Annotated in this window: 25 protein-coding genes; 13 read left to right on the forward strand and 12 right to left on the reverse strand. The window is 71.7% G+C overall.

Going from position 1 to position 22005, the window contains the following annotated elements; genetic code table 11:
- The 3 genes from SD626R_RS03080 to SD626R_RS03090 all read left to right on the forward strand — a co-directional run.
- A partial coding sequence (locus SD626R_RS03080; RefSeq protein WP_141651417.1) for a heavy metal translocating P-type ATPase occupies positions 1-1147 on the forward strand: 1147 nt, incomplete at its 5' end.
- A 145-nt stretch (positions 1148-1292) separates the two neighbouring features.
- Complete coding sequence (locus SD626R_RS03085) at positions 1293-2078, forward strand: aldo/keto reductase (protein WP_092563375.1); 786 nt, start codon at positions 1293-1295, stop codon at positions 2076-2078.
- Positions 2079-2150: 72 nt separating this feature from the next.
- Complete coding sequence (locus SD626R_RS03090; protein ID WP_092563311.1) at positions 2151-3326, forward strand: ArsA family ATPase; 1176 nt, start codon at positions 2151-2153, stop codon at positions 3324-3326.
- Positions 3327-3354: 28 nt separating this feature from the next.
- On the opposite strand, the gene SD626R_RS03095 is transcribed toward SD626R_RS03090, so the two are convergent.
- Both SD626R_RS03095 and SD626R_RS03100 read right to left on the reverse strand, forming a co-directional pair.
- The gene (locus SD626R_RS03095) at positions 3355-4002 is read right to left on the reverse strand and encodes a DUF2238 domain-containing protein (protein WP_092563314.1); all 648 of its coding nucleotides are present in this window, start codon (positions 4000-4002) and stop codon (positions 3355-3357) included.
- Positions 3999-4661, reverse strand: a complete 663-nt coding sequence (locus SD626R_RS03100) for a hypothetical protein (protein ID WP_176697259.1) — start codon at positions 4659-4661, stop codon at positions 3999-4001. Before SD626R_RS03100 ends, SD626R_RS03095 begins: the two co-directional genes overlap by 4 nt.
- A 108-nt stretch (positions 4662-4769) precedes the next feature.
- On the opposite strand from SD626R_RS03100, the gene SD626R_RS03105 reads away from it, so the two are divergent.
- The 8 genes from SD626R_RS03105 (at position 4770) to SD626R_RS03140 (ending at position 11712) form a co-directional block, all read left to right on the forward strand.
- Positions 4770-5549 carry a DUF2103 domain-containing protein gene (locus tag SD626R_RS03105; RefSeq protein ID WP_092563317.1) on the forward strand — a complete coding sequence of 260 codons (780 nt, stop codon included), beginning with the start codon at positions 4770-4772 and terminating at the stop codon, positions 5547-5549.
- An 88-nt stretch (positions 5550-5637) separates the two neighbouring features.
- Positions 5638-6297, forward strand: coding sequence for a metal-dependent transcriptional regulator (locus SD626R_RS03110; RefSeq protein ID WP_092563320.1), 660 nt, complete (start codon positions 5638-5640; stop codon positions 6295-6297).
- Positions 6298-6463: 166 nt separating this feature from the next.
- On the forward strand, positions 6464-7162 hold the full coding sequence (locus SD626R_RS03115) for a LysE family translocator (protein WP_092563323.1): 699 nt from the start codon (positions 6464-6466) through the stop codon (positions 7160-7162).
- Positions 7163-7244: 82 nt separating this feature from the next.
- A complete protein-coding gene (locus SD626R_RS03120) occupies positions 7245-8297 on the forward strand; it encodes an NAD(P)-dependent glycerol-1-phosphate dehydrogenase (protein WP_092563325.1) in 1053 nt (350 codons plus the stop codon).
- Between the two features lie 73 nt (positions 8298-8370).
- Positions 8371-9033 (forward strand): DUF420 domain-containing protein, encoded by a 663-nt coding sequence (locus tag SD626R_RS03125; RefSeq protein ID WP_092563328.1) that lies wholly within the window; start codon positions 8371-8373, stop codon positions 9031-9033.
- Between the two features lie 59 nt (positions 9034-9092).
- Positions 9093-10415: a M28 family peptidase gene (locus SD626R_RS03130; protein ID WP_092563331.1), complete on the forward strand. Its 1323-nt coding sequence runs from the start codon at positions 9093-9095 to the stop codon at positions 10413-10415.
- Between the two features lie 52 nt (positions 10416-10467).
- Positions 10468-11244: an NAD(+)/NADH kinase gene (locus SD626R_RS03135; RefSeq protein WP_092563334.1), complete on the forward strand. Its 777-nt coding sequence runs from the start codon at positions 10468-10470 to the stop codon at positions 11242-11244.
- Between the two features lie 24 nt (positions 11245-11268).
- Positions 11269-11712 (forward strand): DUF7313 family protein, encoded by a 444-nt coding sequence (locus SD626R_RS03140; protein ID WP_092563337.1) that lies wholly within the window; start codon positions 11269-11271, stop codon positions 11710-11712.
- A 250-nt stretch (positions 11713-11962) separates the two neighbouring features.
- Here SD626R_RS03140 and SD626R_RS03145 read toward each other — a convergent pair whose 3' ends face one another.
- The 7 genes from SD626R_RS03145 to SD626R_RS03175 form a co-directional block, all read right to left on the reverse strand.
- A complete protein-coding gene (locus SD626R_RS03145; RefSeq protein WP_092563340.1) occupies positions 11963-12247 on the reverse strand; it encodes a DUF7314 family protein in 285 nt (94 codons plus the stop codon).
- Positions 12248-12251: 4 nt separating this feature from the next.
- On the reverse strand, positions 12252-12683 hold the full coding sequence (locus SD626R_RS03150) for a DUF7315 family membrane protein (RefSeq protein ID WP_092563343.1): 432 nt from the start codon (positions 12681-12683) through the stop codon (positions 12252-12254).
- Positions 12684-12730: 47 nt separating this feature from the next.
- A complete protein-coding gene (locus SD626R_RS03155) occupies positions 12731-13519 on the reverse strand; it encodes a cytochrome b family protein (RefSeq protein ID WP_092563346.1) in 789 nt (262 codons plus the stop codon).
- A 4-nt stretch (positions 13520-13523) separates the two neighbouring features.
- A complete protein-coding gene (locus tag SD626R_RS03160) occupies positions 13524-14333 on the reverse strand; it encodes a cytochrome b (protein ID WP_092563348.1) in 810 nt (269 codons plus the stop codon).
- 4 nt (positions 14334-14337) lie between these two features.
- On the reverse strand, positions 14338-14727 hold the full coding sequence (locus SD626R_RS03165; protein ID WP_092563351.1) for a DUF7318 family protein: 390 nt from the start codon (positions 14725-14727) through the stop codon (positions 14338-14340).
- Positions 14724-15371: a plastocyanin/azurin family copper-binding protein gene (locus tag SD626R_RS03170; RefSeq protein WP_092563354.1), complete on the reverse strand. Its 648-nt coding sequence runs from the start codon at positions 15369-15371 to the stop codon at positions 14724-14726. The genes SD626R_RS03165 and SD626R_RS03170 overlap by 4 nt, the downstream gene beginning before the upstream one ends.
- 95 nt (positions 15372-15466) lie before the next feature.
- A complete protein-coding gene (locus SD626R_RS03175) occupies positions 15467-16372 on the reverse strand; it encodes a DUF7319 domain-containing protein (protein WP_092563357.1) in 906 nt (301 codons plus the stop codon).
- Between the two features lie 102 nt (positions 16373-16474).
- Here SD626R_RS03175 and SD626R_RS03180 point away from each other — a divergent pair, with 102 nt between their 5' ends.
- Together SD626R_RS03180 and SD626R_RS03185 are read left to right on the forward strand one after the other, a co-directional pair.
- Entirely contained in the window at positions 16475-16957 is a 483-nt protein-coding gene (locus tag SD626R_RS03180) for a DUF7321 family protein (RefSeq protein WP_092563360.1), read from the forward strand.
- Between the two features lie 82 nt (positions 16958-17039).
- Positions 17040-17660, forward strand: coding sequence for an HAD family hydrolase (locus SD626R_RS03185; protein ID WP_092563363.1), 621 nt, complete (start codon positions 17040-17042; stop codon positions 17658-17660).
- Positions 17661-17694: 34 nt separating this feature from the next.
- On the opposite strand, the gene SD626R_RS03190 is transcribed toward SD626R_RS03185, so the two are convergent.
- The 3 genes from SD626R_RS03190 to SD626R_RS03200 are packed head-to-tail and all read right to left on the reverse strand — an operon-like array spanning position 17695 to position 21976.
- Complete coding sequence (locus SD626R_RS03190) at positions 17695-19281, reverse strand: hypothetical protein (protein ID WP_092563366.1); 1587 nt, start codon at positions 19279-19281, stop codon at positions 17695-17697.
- A gap of 30 nt (positions 19282-19311) precedes the next feature.
- Positions 19312-20160: an MBL fold metallo-hydrolase gene (locus tag SD626R_RS03195; protein WP_092563369.1), complete on the reverse strand. Its 849-nt coding sequence runs from the start codon at positions 20158-20160 to the stop codon at positions 19312-19314.
- A gap of 4 nt (positions 20161-20164) precedes the next feature.
- Positions 20165-21976 carry a radical SAM protein gene (locus tag SD626R_RS03200; RefSeq protein ID WP_255310040.1) on the reverse strand — a complete coding sequence of 604 codons (1812 nt, stop codon included), beginning with the start codon at positions 21974-21976 and terminating at the stop codon, positions 20165-20167.
- Between the last annotated feature and the right edge of the window lie 29 nt (positions 21977-22005).

Here is a 22005-nt window from a genome sequence, read left to right on the forward strand (position 1 = left end):
GGCGATGCTCGTCGGGCTCACGGTGCTCATCGTCTCGTGTCCCTGCGCGCTCGGACTCGCGACCCCGCTCGCGGTCGCCGCCGGGATCCGCGACGCGTTAGAGCGCTCGATCGTGATCTTCGACGACACCGTCTTCGAGCGGGTCCGCGACGCGAGGACCGTCGTCTTCGACAAGACGGGGACGCTCACCACCGGCGAGATGGAGCTGATCGCCGCCGACGTCGACGACGACCTGCTCCGGCTCGCGGCCGCGCTGGAGGAGCGCTCGGCGCACCCGGTCGGGCGGGCGATCGCGGCCGCGCGAGCGAGTGGAGGGGCTCGGGGGGACGCGAGCGCGTCGTCCGCCCCCGCCGCGGTCGCCGACGGCGGAGCGGCGACGGCGGAGGACGGAGGCGGTCGGTCGCTCGCCGTCGAGGACTTCGAGAGCCACGCCCGGGGCGTCTCCGGGACGGTCGACGGGACCGCGGTCGTCGTGGGGCACCCCGCCCTGTTCGACGAGCGCGGCTGGGCGGTCCCCGACGCGATCCGCGAGGCGGTCGCCGAGGCGCGCGACGTGGGGCGGGTCCCCGTCGCCGTCGGCCGGGACGGCGCCGCCGAGGGGGTCGTCGTGGTCGGCGACGAGCTGCGCGAGGGGTGGGAAGAGACCGTGACCGCGCTCGACGACTCGGGCGTCGACGTGGTCGTGCTGACGGGCGACGACGAGCGCGCGGCGACCGTCTTCGAGGAGCACGACGCGGTCTCCTCGGTGTTCGCCGGCGTCCCGCCCGAGGGGAAGGCCGAGACGATCGAGCGGCTGAAGGCGAGCGGGCTGACGGTGATGGTCGGCGACGGGACGAACGACGCGCCCGCGCTCGCCGCGGCCGACCTCGGGATCGCGCTCGGCGGCGGCACGGCGATGGCGGCCGACGCCGCCGACGTGGCGATCGTCGACGACGACCTCGGCTCGGTCGCGACCGTCTTCGAGCTCTCGCGGGCGGCCGGCCGGCGCGTGAAGGGGAACATCGGCTGGGCGTTCTGCTACAACGCGGTCGCCATCCCGCTCGCGGTGACCGGCCTGCTGAACCCCCTCTTCGCGGCGGTCGCGATGGGCGCGTCCAGCCTGCTCGTGGTGACGAACTCCTCGCGGGCGCTGCTGTCGGACGACTGACTGGAGCGTCGGTGACTGCGGTCGGCGGTCGACGCCGCGGTTCCCGGCCCGGCGCGCCGCGACCGCAAGCGACTTTCCGCTCACCCGAATACGTCTGACCATGTCACAGCGACAGCGGTCCTTCGACGTTCCGACCCGCGACGGGATGCCCGTGCTCGGGCTCGGCACGTGGGAGAACGACGACCCCGCGCAGTGTACCGAGTCGGTGAAGACGGCGCTGGAGACGGGGTACCGCCACGTCGACACGGCGCAGATCTACGGCAACGAGGGCGCCGTCGGCGACGGGATCGCCGCGGCCGACGTCGACCGCGACGACGTGTTCCTCGCGACGAAGGTGTGGATCGACCAGCTCGCGCCCGAAGACGTGGCCGCGTCCACCCGCGAGAGCCTCGAAAAGCTCGGCACCGAGTACGTCGACCTCCTGTACGTCCACTGGCCGGCGGGCGCGTACGACCCGGCGGAGACGCTGCCCGCGTTCGCCGAGCTGCGCGACGACGGCCTGATCGACCGGATCGGCGTCTCGAACTTCGAACCGGAGCACCTCGACGCCGCCGCCGACGCGCTCGGCGAGGCGCCGTTCGCGAACCAAGTGGAGATGCACCCGCTGCTTCGGCAGGAGGAGCTCCGCGAGTACGCCGACGCCAACGGCGTCGAGCTCGTCGCCTACTCCCCCCTGGCCCGCGGCGAGATCCTCGACGACCCGGCGATCGTCCACATCGCCGAGAAGCACGGCGTCAGCGCCGCGCAGGTGAGCCTCGCGTGGCTCCGCGAGAAGGGCGTCACCGCCATCCCGAAGGCGACCGGCGAGGATCACATCGCCGACAACTGGGCGAGCCTCGGGCTCGAACTGGACGACGACGACGTCGAGGAGATCGACACCCTCGGTCGGACCGACCGGCAGCTGAACCCGGACTTCGGCCCGGACTGGTAGACGAGCGACGACGTCTGGCGTCCCCTTCGTAATACCGACGGGTACACGTACGCGCCGCACGCACGGCCCGGTATGGACGATATCGACGTCGAACCCGTGGATCGCGTCGAGGAGCCCGAGAGCGACGGGGACGCCGCCGGCGACGGCCACGCGGACGACGCTCAGACCCGCCCCGACGCCGATCTACCGGCCGAGACGGACGCCGCCACGGCCCTCCCGGAGGGCGTCGACGCGCCCGAGTACGTCCTCTACGGGGGGAAGGGCGGCGTCGGCAAGACGACGATGGCGGCCGCGACCGGGCTCTCCTCGGCCGCGGGCGGCGTCCGGACGCTCGTCGTCTCGACGGACCCGGCGCACTCTCTCTCCGACACCTACGAGACGGATATCCCGGCGGAGCCGACGCGCATCCGCGAGGAGATGCCCCTCTACGCCGCCGAGATCGACCCCGACGACGCGATGGAGGAGGGGATGTTCGGCGCCGACGGTGACCCCCTCGGCGGGATGGGCGAGATGGGCGACGCGATGGGCGGGATGATGGGCGGCGAGGCCGCCCCCGGCGACGAGGGCGCCGAGGAGGGCCTCGGATCCCTTCTCGGCGGGACGATGCCCGGCGCAGACGAGGCGGCCGCGATGCGCCAGCTGCTGGAGTACCTCGACGACCCGCGCTTCGACCGGGTGATCGTCGACACCGCGCCGACCGGACACACGCTCCGGCTGCTCCAGCTCCCGGAGATCATGGACTCGATGATCGGCCGAGTGATGAAGCTCCGCAACCGCTTCTCCGGGATGATGGACGGGCTCAAGGGGATGTTCGGCGGCGGGGACGACGGCGCCGACCCGACCGCCGACCTCGACGAGCTCCAAGAGCGGATCGAGCGCCTCCGCGCCGTGCTCCGCGACCCCGCACAGACCGACTTCCGCGTCGTGACGATCCCCGAGGAGATGAGCGTCGTCGAGTCCGAGCGGCTCGTCGCCCGCCTCGACGAGTTCGGGATTCCGGTGAACACGCTGGTCGTCAACCGGGTGATGGAGGGCGTCGGCGACGTGGCCGACGTCGACCCGGCGTGGATCGTCGAGCCGAACCCCGACACCTGCGAGTTCTGCGCGCGGCGCTGGGAGGTCCAGCAGTCCGCGCTCCGGCGGGCGACCGAGCTGTTCCGCGGCCGCGACGTGAAGCGGGTCCCACTCCTCGCGAACGAGGTCCGCGGGGAGGCGGCGCTGCGCGTCGTCGCGGCGTGTCTGCGCTAGGCCCCTCGGAATCGCCGTCCGGCTCCGATCACTCCTCCGCCGGCCCGAACAGCCCCTCTCGGACCCGCTCCGCGACGCCGGTCAGGTGTGCCTGGCCGAACAGCGCCACGATCAGCGCCCCCACGGAGTTGTACAGGAGGTCGGCCACGGTGTCTTCGAGCCCGAACTGGGCCAGCGGCATCTCGATCCCCGTCTCGTCGGCGACGATGTCGAGCCCGAACTCGAACAGCTCCCAGACGACGGCGAACGCGAGCACGACCACGATGATGAAGACGAACGCGAACCGCGCCGGGATCCGGATCGCGTCGCTGTGGAGGTCGACCGCGCGCAGCGTCGTGTACCCCGCGCCCGCGACGAGCGAGGCCGAGAGCGCGTGCGTGAGGTGGTCCCACCAGGCAATCTGCGCGTAGAACCACGCCGACCCCAGCGTGTGGAGCAGCACCGCCGACGTGATCCACACGCCGAGCCACGGGTCGAGCGGGATGTCGTAGTTCCGTTCGAGCGCGGCCGGGACGAACGTGACGAGCAGCCCGAGCCCCCCGTTGGTGATCGCCTTCGGCTGGCCGAACGCCGCGCCGTAGACGACGATGCCGGCGAGGAGGAGCTGCATCGCTCTGGTGAGCCGCCGCTGGGTCCGCAGCGACGGCCGAGCGCGGAGGGCCCCGCGGACGCTCATCGGCGCACCACCCGCCCTATCGCGCGGCGGAGGCGCGCCCCGCGCCGCCGGAAGTACGCGTCGAAGAGGACCCCGGCCGCGAGCCCGGCCAGCGTCACGTAGATCCACTCGATCATCAGCGCCTCGTTCGTCGTCAGGAAACCGGTGCCGAGCAGCCGGTCGGCGTTCCACCGGAGCAGCGTCCAAGCGGCCGCCGTCGCCATCGTCGTCAGCACGACGAAGAGCACCGCGAACCAGTGTGTCACGCGTAACGTGGTGAACATGTGGAGCTCGACGGTGACGATCAGCGCGAACGCGGCGATCGCGAGGTACGTCGCGAACGTGCCGAGCTCGCCCCCGAGGAGCGCGCGCACGAGAACCGGTAACAGCGCGAGCCCGAGCACCTCCCACGGGAGCATCACCCGCGGGTCCCGCGCCGCGACCGCCGGCGCGACCACGACGGCCGCGATCGCGGCGACGAGGGCCATCGGGAGGAGGTCGAACCCCAGCAGGCTCTCGACGAAGGCGCCGGCGAGCACCGCCACCATCGCCCACGCGACCAGCGCGTTCGTCCGCCCGCTCCGGAACAGCCGCGCCACCCGGTCCTCGATGGCGTCGCCGTCCGGGACCTCCGGCCCCCGCTCGTCCGGGGGGTCGTCGTCTGGTCCGTCGATGTCCATGCCTCACCTCTGGCCGGCCCCCACTAATATGGGTCGCCTCCGCGACCCGAGGTTCGCCGAGGCGGGACGAACGGACGCGCTTTTACCCGCCACGCGCCTCTATCGGGTATGAACTGCCGGCGGTGTGGCACTCCCCTCCGCAAGCCCGGGGACTACTGTCTCACCTGTAACACCGCCAACGCCGACGCCGTCGTCGCCGAGTTCGCCGAGGACCGCGCCCGCCTGACGATGCTCGACGAGGACGCGGTCGTCGGCGAGACGACCGTGACGACCCGACCCGAGAGCGACGAGCAGCTCACCGAGATCCAGCTCCGGAACTTCGCCGGTCGGGTCGCCGACGAGATCCGCCGCAAGCGCCCCGACACCGTCTACGCCGCCGGCGCGCGCGAGCCCCTCCGCGAGACGCGCGCGCAGGTCCACCACGAGTTCTACCGCGTGCCCGACGCGAAGGCGGGACCGGGCGGAGACGCGGCGTCCGACGGCGACGGCGAGCGCGCGAGTCCCGTCGTCTCGTGGGTGCTCGAACGGCGCGGCGACCGCGCGCTGGAGGTGGTAGAGACCCCGCCGCGGGAGAAGATCGGGGGCTCCCACTCGACGCTGATCGGCGACCGCAAGGGGCGGAAAGCGGTGAGCACGGTCGCACAACACCCGCACGTCAAGAAGATCGTCCCCGGCCCCATCGACGCCGGCGGCACGGGCTCGCGCACCGGGCTCCGCGCGAAGGCGACGCGCGCCGGGACCAACGGGAACGTCCGGCTGCTCCTCCGCGACGGCTCCAGCGTGCAGGAGAATCGGATCGTCACCACCGCGATGGACCGCGAGACGGGCGAGCGCGTCCGCGAGGACCTCAACGAGGCGCTGCGGGACGCGGAGCTGCGGGACGAGTGAGCGGGTCGTCGCCGTGATCCGGGCGAATCCCGCCGACCGGCGGCCGCTCCCGGTAGGTATTTGAGCCGCCGGCCGCGATCACTTATAAATGCTGAGCGACGTCATGGAGGACTACCTGAAGGCGATCTACGTCCTCCAGTCGGAGCAGGGCCCCCCCGTCTCGACGTCCGCGATCGCGGAGTACCTCGACAAGAGCTCCCCGTCCGTCACGGACATGCTCGGGAAGCTGGAGGAGCGCGGGCTCGTCGAGCGCGAGCCGTACCAGGGCGCGGAGCTCACGGCGGAGGGCGAGGCGGTCGCCTTGGAGGTCGTCCGCCACCACCGGCTGCTGGAGGCGTTCCTCGCCGATCGCCTCGACTACGACTGGAGCGAGGTCCACGACGAGGCCGACGCTCTCGAACACCACATCTCCGAGGAGTTCGAGCGCCGCGTCGCCGAGGCGCTCGACGACCCCGCCGTTGACCCCCACGGCGACCCGATCCCGGGGGCCGACCTCGAACCCGTCGACGAGGGGAGCGGGCCGCGGCTCTCCGACCGCGACGAGGGGGACCGCGTCGTCGTGACGCGCGTGTCCGACCGCGACGAGGACGAACTCGACTACCTCGCCGACGCCGGGATCACGCCGGGGACCGCGGTCGAGATCGTCGGCGTCGCCCCCTTCGGGATGGTGACGGTGGCGACCCCGTCCGGCGAGCAGAGCCTGCCGGCGGCGATCGCGCGGTCGATCCGCGTCGAGGACGCGGACTGAGTCCGTCCCGACTGAGCGCCTCCGGACCGATGGTCTCCGGACCGCCTCCCGTCCGTCCCGCCCTCCCGCACCGCCCTCCAACTTCGTTCATCGGTGTCGCTTTCCCGGCCCTGACGCCCACCGCTCCGTCGCGCATTTTTTCACGAAACCGGTCGTTGCGAGCGGTGTGAACCTCCTCGTAACGCTCGGTGCGGGGGTCGTCTTCGGCCTCGCGCTCGCGGCCCCGCCCGGTCCGATGAACGCCGTCATCGCCGAGGAGTCGGTGCTGCGCGGTCGGGCCGCCGGCTTCCGCGCGGGGCTCGGCGCGGCGACCGCCGACGCGGTCTTCTTCGCGCTCGCGTACCTCGGCGTCGTCGCCGTCGTCGAGTCCCTCCCGCTCCTCCGCGCCGCGATGGTCGCCGGCGGCGGCGTCCTGATGCTGTACTTCGCCGTCGGCGCGGCCCGCGGCGCGCGGGCGTCGTTCCGCCCCACGTCCGGCGACGAGCCCTCGATCGAGGCGGGGAAGGGGTTCCGAAAGGCGCTGGTGCTCGCGCTGACGAACCCCTACCAGGTGCTGTTCTGGCTCACCGTCGGTGTCGGCCTGCTGCGCCCGGGCGAGCTGGACGTGCTGGCGCGGCTCCCGGTCGTCGGCGCCGACCTCGCCGGCGCCTTCGTCGTGGCGACCGGGTCGCCGGCGCTGATCGGCGGCTTCTTCCTCGGCGTGTTGACCTGGATCACCGGCTTCCCCGCGGTGCTCGTCGCCGCCGAGAGCCGGACCGAGACCCTCGCGCCGGTCGTCGCGGTCGCGTCGGCTGCCGTGCTCGCCGGGTTCGGCGTCTTCTTCCTTTACGACGCGGCGACGACGCTCTCGGCGCTCCTCGCGTAGGCGGTCGCGGGCGTCGCGCCTCCTCTCACCGCCCGCGGCCGACATGGGCAACGGCTTTGCCCCGCGAGCCCGACCGCCCGGTATGTTCGAGAAGTCCGCGTGGATCAAGCTCCCGCGCAACGTGCTCGTCGGTCACGACGTGATCGACGACCTCGGGGCCGCGGTCGGCGAGCTGTACCTCACGGGGCGACCGCTCATCGTCACGAGCCCGACGCCGAACGAGATCGCCGGCGACCGGGTGCGCGCCCAGTTCGACGACCCCGCGACCGCCGTCGTCGAGGATGCCTCCTTCGACGCGGTCGAGGAGCTCACCGCGACCGCCGATGCGATCGACCCCGGCTACCTGATCGCCCTCGGCGGCGGGAAGCCGATCGACATCGCGAAGATGGCGGCCGACCACCTCGACGTCGGCTTCGTCTCCGTCCCCACCGTCGCCTCGCACGACGGGATCGTCTCCGGGCGGTCCTCGATCCCCGAGGGCGACACGCGCCACTCGGTCGCGGCCGACCCGCCGCTCGCCGTCGTCGCGGACACGACGCTGCTCGCGGAGGCGCCGTGGCGGCTCACCACCGCGGGCTGTGCCGACATCATCTCCAACTACACCGCGGTGAAGGACTGGCGGCTCGCCCGCCGGCTCCGCAACGTCGAGTACAGCGAGTACGCGGGCGCGCTCTCGGAGATGACCGCGGAGCTGCTCGTCGAGAACGCCGACATGATCCGGCCCGGCTTAGAGGAGTCCTCGTGGGTCGTCGTGAAGGCGCTCGTCTCCTCCGGCGTCGCGATGTCGATCGCGGGCTCCTCGCGGCCCGCCTCCGGCGCCGAGCACCTCATCTCCCACCAGCTCGACCGGATCGCCCCCGGCAAGGCGCTCCACGGCCACCAGGTCGGCGTCGCCTCGGTCATGACGGAGTACCTCCACAGCGGCGAGAACGGGCGGTGGAGCGCGATCCGCGACGCGCTCGCGGAGCTCGACGCCCCGACGACCGCCGCGGAGCTCGGCGTCGACGACGAGGAGCTCATCGCCGCGCTGACGACCGCCCACGAGATCCGGGACCGCTACACGATCCTCCAAGGCGGGATCAACGAGGAGGCCGCGATCGAGGTCGCGACGGCGACGGGCGTCATCGAGCGGTAGTCGGTACCCGACCCCCGTCCCGACCGACGGGAGCACCCGAAGCCGACTTATCGCTCCGTTCCCTCCTCCCGATATGTCCACCGCCAGCGTTCGCGACCGGGCCAAGGAGCGGGCCGGCGCGATCACGGTGCTCCTCACGATCGTCGGCTACGGGGCCGTCGGCGGCGTCTTCCTCGTCCCCGAGTTCCAGGCGCTGTTCCCGACGCTCTCCCGCGGGACCGTCGACCTGCTCGCGCACGCCATCGCCGCCGTCAACACCGTCACGATCGCCACGCTCTCGCTCGGCTGGTACTGGATCCGCAACGACGAGGTGAGGAAGCACGCCGCCGCGATGACGACCTCGTTCGGCCTCATCCTCCTGTTCCTCGGGATGTACCTCCCGAAGGTCGCGGGCGGCGGGACGAAGGAGTTCGTCTTGGACTCCGCGTACGGCTGGGTCCCCCTGTGGGAGTGGGTGTACCCGGCGTACCTGATCATGCTCGCGATTCACATCCTGCTCTCCGTGATCTCGGTTCCCGTCGTCCTCTACGCGATCGTCCTCGGGCTCACGCACTCGGAGCGGGAACTCCGGAACGAGACGCCGCACCGCCGCGTCGGGCGGATCGCCGCGAGCGCGTGGATCCTCTCGCTCGCGCTCGGCGTCGTCACCTACCTCCTGTTGAACCACCTGTACGACTCGACGTTCGCGGCCGCCGAGGCCGCGACTGCGCTTCTCCCCCACGTTCCCGGTTTATGACCCTCGGCGCCGGCCGCCGCCACCGAAACGCTTGAGCGGCCGCCGCCGCACCCTCGTCTATGACCGACTGGATCGGCGACACCTTCACGAGCGACGTCGGCTGGAGTCACCTCGAATCACTCGTCGACCTCGACCACCGCATGACGGGCTCCGACGGCGAGCGCGAGGGGCTGGAGCTGACCCGCGACGCCCTGGCCGACGCCGGCGCGCGGGACGCCCGGATCGAGGCGTTCGACGTTCAGGGTTGGGAGCGCGGGGACAGCGCGATTCGCTGCGGCGACGAGACGCTCGCTCACGGGATGAACGCCTGCATCGCGCTCCCGCGCAGCCCGAGCGGCGAGGCGACCGGCGAGCTCGTCGATCTGGGCTACGGCGTCCCGGACGATTTCGAGGGCGACCTCGACGGGAAGATCGCCATGGTCTCCTCGGACACCCCCGACTCTGTCGACCGGTTCGTCCACCGCCGGGAGAAGTACTACCGCGCCGTCGAGGCCGGCGCCGCCGGCTTCGTCTTCGCGAACCACGTCGAGGGGACGCTCCCGCCGACCGGCAGCGTCGGCACGGCCGACGCGCCCGTGGGAGACATTCCGGCGGTCGGCGTCTCGAAGGAGGTCGGCGCGCGCCTCGCCCGCCGGCGCGAGGGCGACGAGCTCACCGTCGCCGTCGACTGCGAGACGCCCGACGCGACGAGCGGGAACGCCGTCGCCGAGCTCGGCCCCGCTACCGACGACTATCTCGTCGTCTCCTGCCACGTCGACGCCCACGACATCTCGCAGGGCGCGATGGACAACGGCGCCGGCACGGCGACGGTCGTCGAGGTCGCGAACGCCCTCGTCGCCCGCGAGGACGAGCTCGACCGGCGGGTCCGGTTCGTCGCCTTCGGCGCCGAGGAGGTCGGCCTCGTCGGCTCCTCGCGGTACGCCGCAGCGGTCGACCCGGACCGCGTCGCGGCCGTCGTCAACGTCGACAGCAACGTGTTCGGCCGCACCCTGCGGCTCGACCACCACGGGTTCGACGCGCTGGAGTCGGCCGCGGAGCGCGTGGGCGAGCGCTTCGATCACCCGGTCTCGCTCGGCGCCGAGCTCGTCCCCCACAGCGACCACTGGCCGTTCGTCGAGCGCGGGATCCCGGGATACATGATCTCCGGGGAGACCGAGGGGCGCGGCCGCGGCTGGGGCCACACCGGCGCGGACACGCTCGATAAGCTGGAGCCGCGGAACCTCCGCGAGCAGGCGATCCTCCTGACGGAGCTGGTCGTCGAGCTCGCGGACGCGTCGGTGACGACCGAGCGGCGGGACCGGGACGCGATCGCGGCGGCGCTCGAAGACGAGCGGAAGGCGACCGGCATGAAGCTCACGGGCGACTGGCCGTTCGGGGAGTAGCCCCCGCCGCGAACCGGGAGGTTTTCACGCGCGCCGGCCGCACCACCCGCGTATGGAACCGTCGGAACGGGGCGTCGCGGTCGTCGGCGACGATCGGGCGGCGGCGATCCGCGACGCCCTCGCGGGGCTCCCCTACCGGTCCGTCGAGCGCGACGCGGCCGACGCCGTCGTCGCGGTCGGCGACGACGCCCTCCGCGACGCCCTCGTCGCCGCGTCGAACGCGCCGGTGATCCCGGTCGGTTCGCGCCGGCTCGCCGTCGACCCCGATGACGCGGAGCACCGCCTCCGGGCGCTGCTCGACTCGGCGCTCCGCGGCGAGGGCGACGCTCCCGCCGACCGTCGCGAGCGACGCGACGGCGTCCGACGCGTCGCCCACCCGATCCTCACGGTCGACTCGGGTGACGAGCAGACGCGGCGCGCCGCCTTCGACGTCGCCCTGGTCACGGTCGAGCCCGCTCGCATCTCCGAGTTCGCGATCGACTTCGTCGGCGGGGCGGACGAGGCGTTCCGGGCGGACGGCGTCGTCGTCGCGACCCCGCTCGGGAGCGACGGCTACGCCGACGCCGTCGGCGGTCCGGTGGTCGAGCCCGGCGGCGGGCTCTCCGTCGCGCCGATCGCCCCGTTCCGGACCCGGACGGACACGTGGGTCGCCGCGGACCGGCTCTCGGTCTCGGTCGAGCGCGAGACGGAGTCGGTCGCCCTCGTGATCGACGGCGAGGAGCGGGCGGTCGTCGCGCCGCACCGATCGATCGCGATCGAGGCGGTCGACGCCGTCACGCTCGTGACGCTCGCGGGCGCGGAGCGAGCGCGACGATCGGAAAGGCTCTAATAACTCGTCGCCGGATACGTCGGTATGGATCCACTGCAGTTCCTCGTTCCCCTCAGCTGGCTGTCCGCCGTCGGACCGGTGCTGCCGTACGCGATACTGACCATGGCGGTGGCGAACCTCGCGACGCGTCACCTCGCGTACCGCCGCCACGTCAGGCAGGGCAACGCCGGCGACGAGGTCGAACCGTACACCCCGCACGCGGTCACGAACATCGGGCTGCTCCTGCTGAGCCTCCTGTTCGTGCTCGACGCCCCGGTGAGCGGCGTGATCCTCTCGGTACTCGTGATCACGGCGCTGGTCGCCGACCTCTTCGAACTGGAGGCCCGCAACGTCGAGGCGCGCAACGACATGCCGATCGAGGCCCCGAAGAGCTCGATCGCCGCGTCGCTGCTCGTCTTGGTGTTCGCCTCCTACTACGCCCTGTGGTTCCTGGTCGCCGGCCTCTGGGACCAGTTCGTCATCGCGTAGCCCCGCGCGTTCGGAAGCGTCACCCGTCGCGCGATTCCTCCTTCTCGCGGTCTCGCTTCTGCCGTCCCGTCCGAGCGTCCCGTCGGCCTCCCGCCTCGCGAGCGCGCCGCCGGAGCCGCTCGGTGATGTGACGGACAGTCGCGAGTCGACGGCGTGGCCCTCGGATCGACGCGGCCGGCGGACTCTCGCCGCCGGCGCGGAACCGGAGAAGAGCGGTCGTCGGAGGCGAGTCGGAGCGACGGCGCGCGGATTAGTTCGCGGCGTCGCCGTCGGCGTCGTCGCCGAGGGCGTCGCGGAGCTCGCGGCTCGCCGGGATCAGCACCCAGAAGGTGAGCGCGCCGAGCACCATCACCCAGAAGAACGCGTCGCCGGCGACCAGCCCGACCTGGCCGTAGGCGCTCTCGATCCCCTCGGCCGGATTGACCAGTTGCACGACGTCGTAGTACGAGGGAGTCCGATACCAGCCGCCGAAGGTGAGCCAGCCGAGGCCACCGAGCGTGAACAGGGCGAACCCCTTCATGAACTCGTCTGCCATTGTTCTACGATTCGCCGGAGTCGTCTTGAGACTTTCCCATCCCCTGGCCGCGGAACCGCGTCCCGAGCACGTACACCGCCGTCCCCGCGACGATGAACGCGATGCCCGTGATCGCCAGCGCGGCGACGAGCGCGTCGCTCGACGGGTAGAGGCCGGCGCTGTTGAGGAGGTAGACGATCGTCGTCCGCACGAAGCTGATCTGCAGCGTCGCGGCGTCGACGAGCGTGAACCCGATCAGGTACGCGACGACGGCGGCCAGCGTCGAGAAGACGGTGACGGCCTTGTACAGGCGAAACGGGACGACGATCTCGCGCCCGTCGGCCCCGACTCGGGGACCGGTGGGCTCGCTGCGAGGATCTTCTCGCTCGTCGGCGGCGATCGGGTCGCCCGTCTCGTCGAACGCCTGTGCGTCGTCGTGGTCGGTGGATGATGACATCGAAGTGGTGGTGGTGCGACGAGGAAAACGGAGGCGGGTCCAGGGCCTTACTTCGGCGGGCGCAGCATGTAGTACCGCCGGTTCAGGTCGTACATGTACCCCTCACGCATCGTCTTCAGCACCGCGTAGGTGATGATGCCGCCGGCGACCGGCAGCATGAACGTCAGCGTGAGCAGCAGGTCGAGCGAGATGGGGAAGAAGTTCTGGACCGCGAGGCAGGCGAGCGTGAACGCCAGGATGACCCCGGTCACGCCGACGGCCGCCCAGAACGGCTGCTCGACGGGGCGCCGCGCGCTCCCCTTGTTGAGGAACGGCACGAGCGTGATGACGCCGAAGACGACCCCGTGAGCCAGGATCCCGAGGAACTCGTTCGAGATGGCGATGTTGCCGCCGAGCACCGCCAGGCTCGGGTTGAGGGGGTTGAGCTTCAGCAGTCCGAACGACCAGTAGAGGTACCAGTCCGGCAGGATGATCGCCGGCGTCGAGCCGGGGTTCGCGGGCTCGCCGAAGTGGGCCGGCATCAGCGCCGCGACCAGGATCATGATCCCGACGAAGAAGCTCGTGATCGCGAGGTTTCGAATCGTCTCGTGGGGCCACGTGGGGAAGCCGAGCACGTCGCGCTCGACGTACGTCGACTCCGCGCGGAGGTCCTCGTCCTCGCGGCGGGAGCGCTCGAAGTACTGGTAGGTGAGCTGCGCGAGCCCGCTGGAGTGCTCCTTGCGCTCGGTCCACGTCGGGGTCTCGTCGTCCGGGGGCACGGTCGCCGGCGGACCGCCGTCGGTACGCGCCTCCTCGTCGGTGCCTCCGTCCGTCATGGGGGTGGTGTCGTCGGTCATTGGATTAGTGCGGCTCGGCGATCCCCTGCACCCAGACGATGCCGACGTGGAGCGCGATGAGACCGGTCACCACGAACGGCAGCACGAAGACGTGCAGGATGTACATTCTCACGAGCGTCGCCTGTCCAAGGGTGAAGCCGCCGAACAGGAGCTGCGCCGCCCACTCGCCCACGATGGGCGTCGCGAGCGCCATCTCGACGCCGATCTGTGCGGCCCAGAACGACAGCTGCTTCCACGGGAGCACGTACCCGGAGAAGCCGAACAGGAGCGTCAGGCCGATGAGGACGATCCCGAGGATCCAGTTGACCTCTCGCGGCTCCTTGTACGAGCCGGTGAAGTAGACGCGGAGCATGTGCAGGAACACCGCCGCGACCATGAACTGCGCCGCCCAGCGGTGGATCGAGCGGAGCATGTAGCCGAACTGGACGTCGGTCATGATCATCACGAGCGAGTCGTACGCGGCCGTCGGGTCGCCCTGCGCGGCGGCGCCGGCGGTCGACGGCGCGTAGTAGAACCCGAGCAGCGCGCCGGAGACCGCCGCGACCAGGTACGCGATGATCGACAGCGACCCGAGCGAGTAGAGCGGGTACCAGTACCAGAACTTGTTGTCGAGGTCGTACTGCTCCGTGTGGCTCTTCGGCATCTGCATGTTCGCGCGGTAGTACATCGTCTCCAGCAGTTCGAGGTAGTCGACGATGCGGAGCCGCTTGTCGAGCCAGATGAGCGTGGTGAGGAACGCGGTCTCGATGACCGTCAGGTCCTGTTTCTTGAGCCACGCGTTGTGGTCCATGTCGTCTTGTTTCTTGAGGCTCATTGTGTTACTTCTTGTAGTACGGGTAGACCGCGCGCTTGATCGTGTCCATCGCGCCGCCGGTGTCGATTCCGGTGCCGTCCTTGTCCTCCTCGCGGACGTAGAGGTCCTCCCACTTGCGGCGGCGCTTCTTCACGATCATCACGTCGGGGAGGAACTCCTTGCGGTACAGCAGGAGGATGAAGGCGAGGTCGATGAAGATCATCGCCAGCAGCGCCCCGGTGTACATGTTGCCGAACTCCGTCGAGGCCCAGGCGGACATGAGCCCGAAGACGAACAGCCCGACGAACACGACCTCGATGACGGTGAGGAGCACGATGGCGATCGCCGCGGCGGTGCTCTCTCGGGCCGGCTCGTACCGGTGGATATCGCCGTACGAGGAGCCGCCGGAGCTCATTGCGCACCCCCGTGGCCGGTGTGGGCGGACTCGCCGTACTTCAGCAGGTAGAACGTGAACACGAACGTGAGCGAGATGCCTAAGATCGCGGCGATCCCGACCCAGTGCGCGTGGAGCGGCACCCCGACGTGGGCGATGTTCTCCGGCCACCCGTTGGACGCCCCGCCGACCTCGACGGTCGGGACGTCACCGCCGACGGCGATGCCGGCGTGCATCCCCGTCGCGGTGTGGGGGACGCAGTGGTAGTGGGTGATACCGGCGTCTTCTTCGGTCACCTCGTACTCGTAGGTGTACCCCTCCTCGCCGACCGGGTCACCGCTGTCGAGGCCGGCCGGGCCGCCGTCCTCGACGGTCTGAACGTTGTGCGCGCCGCCGTTCCCGGTCCACTCGAACGTGATCGTGGTGCCCGTGTCGACCCACAGCTGAGTCGCGTCGAACGCGAGCCCGCTGTCGCCCGCGCCGACCTGCACGGTCACCTCGCTCTCGCCGCGAGCGTCCTGGTACGACCCGAGGTTCCCGCTGGTGACCCCGCTCGGCCAGTCCGGTTGTTGCTCCTGTGCGGCGGCCGTTCCGGTCGCGCCCGCACCGGCCGCGACCGCGGCGGTTGCACCGCCGGCCGTCCGCACGAATTCCCGCCTTTTCATACAGTCTCACTCAGGACGGCGTGCGCTTAAACCCACCGACTGAACCCGTCGGCGGGGGGACGCCTACAGGGCCTCTATCCCGCGATATCGGCGCTTTACTCCTCCATCTCGTCCTCTTCTACGACCCCCCCTTCGACCGGGACGAAGTCGGGGCGCTCCTTCGCCTCGCGGAGGGCCCGCAGCCGGTCGCGATACTCCTCAGAGCGGAAGCGGTCCGAGAGCCGCGCGTTCGCCACCATCACGAACAGGAAGAGGCCGACGAGCAGGAACACGATCCCCATCGCCGGCGCCACGATCGTGTCGAGGTCGGTGAGGAGCGTGGCCGCGAGCAGCGCCGCGCCGGCGAGCACCTGCACGACCGCGATCACCTGGACCATTAGGTTGCCGAACTCGCCGGACCCCTCGGGGACGGTGTCGGGGTGCGGGAGCGACCAGTCGTCCGGCGGCTCCGGGGCGTCGTACGCCTCCATCGCCGCCAGCGCGACGATCGGTTCGATGTCGCGCAGCACCGTCCCCTGTCCGGTCACCTCGCCCGTCGGCCGGACGATGGCGTACCCCTCGTCGGAGTAGACCAAGATCCGCTCCTCGCCGTCGGCGCGGACGCGCTCCAACACGCCGAACACCTCCCGCCGGGCGATCCGGGACTTGAGCTCCGCCTCGGCGCGTTCGAGCAGGCGGTCGCCCGTGATCCACGAGTCGGGGTCGAAGGCGGCGTCCCACTCGTCGGCGCTCATCCGGGCCATGTCCGACGGGCCGAAGTCGTCGAAGTCGTACTCCTCCTCGACGCGCCGCCTGAGCTCGTCGAGGTCGTCGGCGGCGTCGCCCTCGGCGGTCGGTTCCGCCTCGTCACCGGGTCGATCGCCGTCGGAAGGCGCCCCGCCGCCGGACGGCGTCTCCCCACCCAGAGACGCGTCGCCGGGAGACGCCTCGCCGCCGTCGGCGTCGCTCGGTTCCCGGTCCGGTCTCGGCTCCGGCTCCGAACCCGTCGAGGTGTCCTCCATCGTCCGCCCGTACGGACTCCGGACGCTAACTGTTTTCGTCCGCCGCCCGCGTCGACGACCGGATCGGGGAGTTTTACGCGCCGGAGCCCGAAGCGTCGATCGATGGTAGACGAGTCGGTCTTCGCGGCGCTCGCCGGCCTATCGGTGACGACGAGTCTCCCCTTCCTGCTGTACGGGGCGTGGATCATGATCGACGCCGAGACCGTGAGCTGGAACGTCCTCACGCACCACCTCCGGTACATCGGCACCGGGCTGGCGCTGACCACGGTCCCGATCGTCGGGTGGATGATCCCCCGCCTCTTCCGACGGCTCTCCGGGCTCGCCGTGATCCACGCGTTCCTCGGACTGCAGGCGTACGCGCTGCTGGCGTTCGCGCTCACCGGCATCGTTCGGATCTTTCAGGCGAAGCGGAACGCCGACGCCTACGACGACCCGGACGTCGACATCGACGAGATCCACGAGGACATGAGCCACTGGCGCGCCCGGCTCCGCGTCGGCGTGGCCGGCTTCATGCTCCTCTGGCTCTGCGCGTGGGTGACGGGGCTCTACCGGTTCTACTCGATCCACGTGGCCCCGGCGATGTGAGGGGCGGGTCGCCCGTCCCACCGGGCCCCGAAGTTTCGTCGACCGACAGCTTCAATCCCGTTTTGCCCCAAAGAGGGGTATCGTGGCAGTCACATTCGACCTGTTCGGGACCCTCGTCGACGTCGACTACCCGGCCGACCCCGCGGAGACCGTCGCGCGAGAGCTGGAGTCCCGCGGCGTCGCGGTGCCGGACGACTGGCACGTCGCGTACGGCGAGCGACACGTGGACGCCCCGGCCGGCGCGGAGGTCCCGCTCCCGGCCCACGTCGCGCACGCGCTCGACTCCCGCGGCGTCGACGCCGCGGAGAACGTCGTCCGGCACGCCGTCGTCGCGGCGTTCGACCCCGACGTCACCCGGCGCGACGGCGCCCTCGACGCCGTGCGCGACGCGGCCGAACGGGGCCCCGTCGGGCTCCTCTCGAACTGCGCCGTGCCGGAGCTCGTCTCCAAGACGCTGATCCGGGCGGGGCTCCGCGGCGAGTTCGGCGCGGTCACGACCAGCGTCGGCTGCGGGTGGCGGAAGCCCCATCCGAAGGCGTTCGAGGCCGCCGCCGAGGCGCTCGGCGTCGCTCCCGAGACGCTGGTCCACGTCGGCGACGACCCCGCCACCGACGGCGGCGTCGCTGACGTCGGCGGGCGGTTCGTCGACGTGACGGAGACGCCGCTCCGCGCGCTGGCCGGCGAGCTGGAGGCGGAACCCTGAGTTCGGGACGGCGCGCTCCCGCGCTCACGACCGATCAGTCGAACCGCCCGCCGAGTGACACGTATCCGAGACCGAGCGTCGCGCCCCAGAGCGCGTGGCCGAGGAGGCCGATCGGCGGGAGGTTCGGCAGCGTCGCCGACACCCCGACGGCCCGGAGCCAGACCGGCATGACCAGCCCGGCGGCGACCAGCCAGAGCAGCGTCCCCCACGCGAGCCCGGCGGCGCTCGCGCCGAAGGGACGCCGGACGCGGGAGCCGAGTCCGGACCTCGAGGCGCCGGCCACGAACAACAGCGCGAACACGACGCTGTGGAACAGGTGGGTGATCCAGCCGATTGCGGCGCTCTGGGTCCCGTACAGCGCGCCGATCACCGGCAGGGTCCCGCTCGCCGTCCAGAGGAAGCCGCCCATGACGACGCCCGCGCCGACCCCCGCGACGACCGCCCGGCGCAGGTCCGGATACTCCACGCCGACCGCGGCCGCCGCCGCGTCGACGCTCGTGCGGGGGAGCCGTACCGTGATCCGCGTCTCGTCGCCGGGATCGACTCGAATCGAGCCGTCGTACTCGCCGACGAGGAGCGACGCCGCCTGCAGCGCGAACCCGTTTGTCGGGTCGTCGTACTCCGGAAACGAGCCCCGTTCGAGGACGTCACGCTGTCGATCGGACGGCGGAGTCCCGTCGTCGACGACCGTCGCGGCGGCCGCGTGTCGCTCGGCCGTCGTCTCGATCCGAACGCGCTCCGCGCCGCGGACGTCGACAGCGTGTTCGATCAGCCGCTCGAACACCACCGGGAGCCGGTCGTCGGCCTCAACCGTGAGCGACTCGGCGGGGCCGTCGTCCTCGGTGCCGACGGAATTTCCGGAGTCGACGCCGTCGTCGGGGGCGGCGAGGTCGATCGACGCCGCCCGGTCGGACGTCGCCTCGTCGACCTCCGACTCGACCGCGGTGCGAACCGCCGCAGCGAGCGAGACCATGTCGTCCGACCCGGCGTCGGCGATGGTTCCGACGCCGTTGACCGTCGACTCGATCCGCTCGGCGCTGCGGCGAATGGCGTCGACGGAGCGGTCGCGGTTCTCGCCGTCGCCCCGGAGCAGCTCGGCGTGGCCGTCGACGATCGTCGCGGCGTTCAACACCTCGTGACGGAGGAGCCGATTGATGAAGCGCGCGCGGTTCGCGCTGCGCATGATCGTCGCCCGTCGCCGCCGGAGGGACGCCTTCCGGTGGCCGTTGACCATGCCCCCGACGGCCCCCGCGAGGAGGACGTTCGCGACGAGCAGCTGCGTCCCGATCGCCGCTCCGACCATGTCGACGCCGGTCGCCGCGACGGTGACGGCGAGCGCGGCCGCCATCGCCCCGGTCCCCAGCAGACAGCCGCGGCTGACGTCGGCGACGTACGCCGTCGAGAACGCGCCGACGGCGAGCGCGACGCCGGCGACCGCGAGGGCGAGCCCGACCACCAGCGACCCCACGGTGGCGACGACCGCGACCGGTCCGGCGGAGAGGGTCACCGCCTCCGCGACGAAGAAGCGCGTGATGACGAACCCCAGCCCGGCGACGATCGGCCCCCCGTATCGGCCGAGACGCCGGGTCGCTTTCGACGGATCGCTCGGGACGTCCGGCATACCGGGCCCGTTCCGCTCCGCGGCATAAAACTACGGCGGCGGATCGCACCACGCCTCGTCTATCCGTCCCTCCGCTGCGAGCTTCTCTAGGTGCGCGACGACCGTCGCCCGCGCGAGGTCGGCGACGCCGGTCAGGTCCTTCTCGTACGCGGCGTCGACGACCGCGTCCACGTCGCCCGCGCCTCCCTCCACCGCCGCGAGGACCGCCCGCTCTCGGTCCAGCCGGTGATCGATCAGCCGGTCGCAGACCGCCTCGGGGTCGCCGATCACGGGGCCGTGGCCCGGGCAAAGGCGGTCGTAGCCCGCGTCGCGGACGCGTTCGAGGCCGTCGAGGTACTCGCGGAGGTCGCCCTCGGGCGCGCCCACGACGACGCTCCCCTCGGCGACGGCGAGGTCGCCGCAGAGGAGCGCGCGGGTTTGGGTCTCGCCGTTTCCGGATCCCTCGGAAACCGCGAAGGCGACGTGGTCCGGCGCGTGCCCCGGCGTGTCGACCGCGCGGACGGCGGTCGGCCCGACGCGCTCCCCGTCTCGGAACGTCCCGTCCGGTTCGGTCCCGGTCGCCTCCGAGAACCGGTCCACGTGATCGGCGTGCGCGAAGACCGGAGCGCCAGTGAGTTCGGCGTACTCGGCGACCGCGCCGACGTGGTCGGGGTGGGTGTGGGTGACCGCGATCGCGTCGATCGCGGCGGCGCCGTCCGCGTCGTCCGAGCCGCTGTTCCCGCCCACTCCGACCGCAGCGTCGAGCGCGTCGGTTCGGGCCGCGGGGTCGACGAGGAGCCCGCCGGCGACGTAGGCGTTCGTCGTCCCGCCGGGCGCCCGCGTGTCGACCGGGACCGGTACGCGCTCGACCGACGACTCCGGGTCCGGCGGCGCGGGCATCCCCTCAGTCCCCGCGCCCGACGGAGGAGCCCTCGCGCCGGTCAAGCAGCGAGCGCGCGGCCGGACCGGGACCGGAGCCGGCGCGCTCGCGGCCGGGGATCGGCACGTCCGTGTCGTCGGCGACGGCGAACCGCGAGAGGTCGGCGACGCCGGCGTCGACCTCCCCGACCGAGCCGTACGGGCGGCCGACGACGATGTCACCCGCCTTGCTCCGGTTGATCCCGGGGATCGCCGTCAGCTCGTCCATCGAGGCCGCGTTGACGTCGAGCGGGTACGGGACTCCCGTGACGGAGCGGTAGCCGTGGTCCGTGATCGCCACGTCGATGGCGGTGCCGAGCTCGCGCTCGCCGGGGACGGCGACGAGGAGGGCGTACGTGCCGAGCTGACGGCCGAAGGTCTTCCCGTCTTGGTGGTACTCCAGGTGGACATCTGGGAGGACCGTCCCCGGCGGGACGACGCGGTCGAGCATCGGGTTGTCGACCGTCTCGCGCACCTCCCGCTTGTACGCCTGGAACTGGTCTTTGTGCTCCTGGGCGACCTCGGCGCCCGTCTCGGCCATCTCCGTGCCGGCGAACGCCATCACCTGTCGGATGTTGATCCGCCGGAGCATCAGCCCCTCGTCGTAGACGGTCTGGAGGAACTCCTTGTTGTGCTCGTACGTCTCCGGTCGCTCGCCCGTCAGCCCGTGGACGAGGTTGATCCCGGGGAGGAGCTTCGGGAGCCGCGGCGAGGCGTCGGGGCCGGTCGAGGGGCCGACCAGGCGGTCGTCGGGGCCGGGCGTCGCCTCCGGGGCGTCGCCCGGCCGCCAGCCGCCCTCCTCGTTGACGACGCGGACCGCCTCTAAACACTCCTCGGCGGTGACGAGCAGGTTGTTCCGTTCCTGCACGACCGGATCCGCCGACTCCAGCCCGAACGCGGCGGTGTCGCCGGGCGTGTTGTGCGCGGCGATGACCCTGATCGCCTCGCGGGAGGCCTCGGGGTAGTCGGTGATCGTCACCGGGTTCATGTTGTCGAGGTGGAGCGTCCGCAGGTCGGGCGCGACCTCGCGGATCCCGCCGTACAGCTCCCGGAGCGCGTCGGGGTTCGGCGCCTCGCCGTCGCCGCCGAACGCGAGGATGTCGGCCTGCCGCCCGAGCCGGAAGTGTTTGACCCCCCGGTCCGAGAGCGCGTCGACCTCGTCGACGACGGACCGGGCCTCGCGAAACGCCGGGTCGCCGTACAGCGGTTCCGTGCAGAACGAGCAGCGGTAGGCGCAGCCGCGAGAGGTCTCCATCTCGCAGATGAGGTAGTCCGGGTGGTTCGGGTGCTGCTCGACGACGAACGCCCCCTGTCGCGCCCAGCGGTCGACCTCCTCGTTCGTCCGCATCCGGTTGCCGTACCCCTCTAATCCCTCGCTGACGAGGTCGTAGGCGGCCGCCTCCACGTCGCCCATGGCGACGAAGTCGTAGTCGAGGTCGTCGCGCTCGGTCTCCTGTGCGCCCGCGTTCTCCTCGCCGACGCCGAACCGCACGGGCCCCCCGAGGAGGGTCACGCCGTCCGCGGTCCAGCCGAGCTCGCGCACCTCGTCGGGCTCCGCGGGGGTGCCGCCGACGTACTTCCCGGGGACCGTCATCCCGCCGACGTACACCATGAGGTCGGCGTCGGCGACGTCGGCGCGCTTCGAGCGATCGTCGCGGAGCTCGTCGATGGTGTGATACGTGATCCGCGACTCGGGGACGCCCGCGTCGACGAGCGCGCCGGCCGCGTACCGCGGGTACGTCGAGATGTACGGCGGCACGCCGAAGTGCGCCGGCTCGTCGACGTAGCCGTCGACGATGGTGACGGCGGCCTCGACCGCGTCGGTGG

The sequence above is a fragment of the Halorubrum sp. SD626R genome (genome assembly GCF_001261915.1).
Lineage (GTDB): Archaea > Halobacteriota > Halobacteria > Halobacteriales > Haloferacaceae > Halorubrum.

Coding starts and splice junctions, on each gene's coding strand:
- SD626R_RS03180 (WP_092563360.1), top strand. CDS start 16,475: ATGGTAGACGAGTCGGTCTTCGCGGCGCTCGCCGGCCTATCGGTGACG.
- SD626R_RS03120 (WP_092563325.1), top strand. CDS start 7,245: ATGTTCGAGAAGTCCGCGTGGATCAAGCTCCCGCGCAACGTGCTCGTC.
- SD626R_RS03125 (WP_092563328.1), top strand. CDS start 8,371: ATGTCCACCGCCAGCGTTCGCGACCGGGCCAAGGAGCGGGCCGGCGCG.
- SD626R_RS03165 (WP_092563351.1), bottom strand. CDS start 14,727: ATGAGCTCCGGCGGCTCCTCGTACGGCGATATCCACCGGTACGAGCCG.
- SD626R_RS03190 (WP_092563366.1), bottom strand. CDS start 19,281: ATGCCGGACGTCCCGAGCGATCCGTCGAAAGCGACCCGGCGTCTCGGC.
- SD626R_RS03140 (WP_092563337.1), top strand. CDS start 11,269: ATGGATCCACTGCAGTTCCTCGTTCCCCTCAGCTGGCTGTCCGCCGTC.
- SD626R_RS03170 (WP_092563354.1), bottom strand. CDS start 15,371: ATGAAAAGGCGGGAATTCGTGCGGACGGCCGGCGGTGCAACCGCCGCG.
- SD626R_RS03155 (WP_092563346.1), bottom strand. CDS start 13,519: ATGACCGACGACACCACCCCCATGACGGACGGAGGCACCGACGAGGAG.
- SD626R_RS03150 (WP_092563343.1), bottom strand. CDS start 12,683: ATGTCATCATCCACCGACCACGACGACGCACAGGCGTTCGACGAGACG.
- SD626R_RS03160 (WP_092563348.1), bottom strand. CDS start 14,333: ATGAGCCTCAAGAAACAAGACGACATGGACCACAACGCGTGGCTCAAG.
- SD626R_RS03095 (WP_092563314.1), bottom strand. CDS start 4,002: ATGAGCGTCCGCGGGGCCCTCCGCGCTCGGCCGTCGCTGCGGACCCAG.
- SD626R_RS03085 (WP_092563375.1), top strand. CDS start 1,293: ATGCCCGTGCTCGGGCTCGGCACGTGGGAGAACGACGACCCCGCGCAG.
- SD626R_RS03110 (WP_092563320.1), top strand. CDS start 5,638: ATGCTGAGCGACGTCATGGAGGACTACCTGAAGGCGATCTACGTCCTC.
- SD626R_RS03135 (WP_092563334.1), top strand. CDS start 10,468: ATGGAACCGTCGGAACGGGGCGTCGCGGTCGTCGGCGACGATCGGGCG.
- SD626R_RS03145 (WP_092563340.1), bottom strand. CDS start 12,247: ATGGCAGACGAGTTCATGAAGGGGTTCGCCCTGTTCACGCTCGGTGGC.
- SD626R_RS03195 (WP_092563369.1), bottom strand. CDS start 20,160: ATGCCCGCGCCGCCGGACCCGGAGTCGTCGGTCGAGCGCGTACCGGTC.
- SD626R_RS03090 (WP_092563311.1), top strand. CDS start 2,151: ATGGACGATATCGACGTCGAACCCGTGGATCGCGTCGAGGAGCCCGAG.
- SD626R_RS03105 (WP_092563317.1), top strand. CDS start 4,770: ATGAACTGCCGGCGGTGTGGCACTCCCCTCCGCAAGCCCGGGGACTAC.
- SD626R_RS03100 (WP_176697259.1), bottom strand. CDS start 4,661: ATGGACATCGACGGACCAGACGACGACCCCCCGGACGAGCGGGGGCCG.
- SD626R_RS03175 (WP_092563357.1), bottom strand. CDS start 16,372: ATGGAGGACACCTCGACGGGTTCGGAGCCGGAGCCGAGACCGGACCGG.
- SD626R_RS03130 (WP_092563331.1), top strand. CDS start 9,093: ATGACCGACTGGATCGGCGACACCTTCACGAGCGACGTCGGCTGGAGT.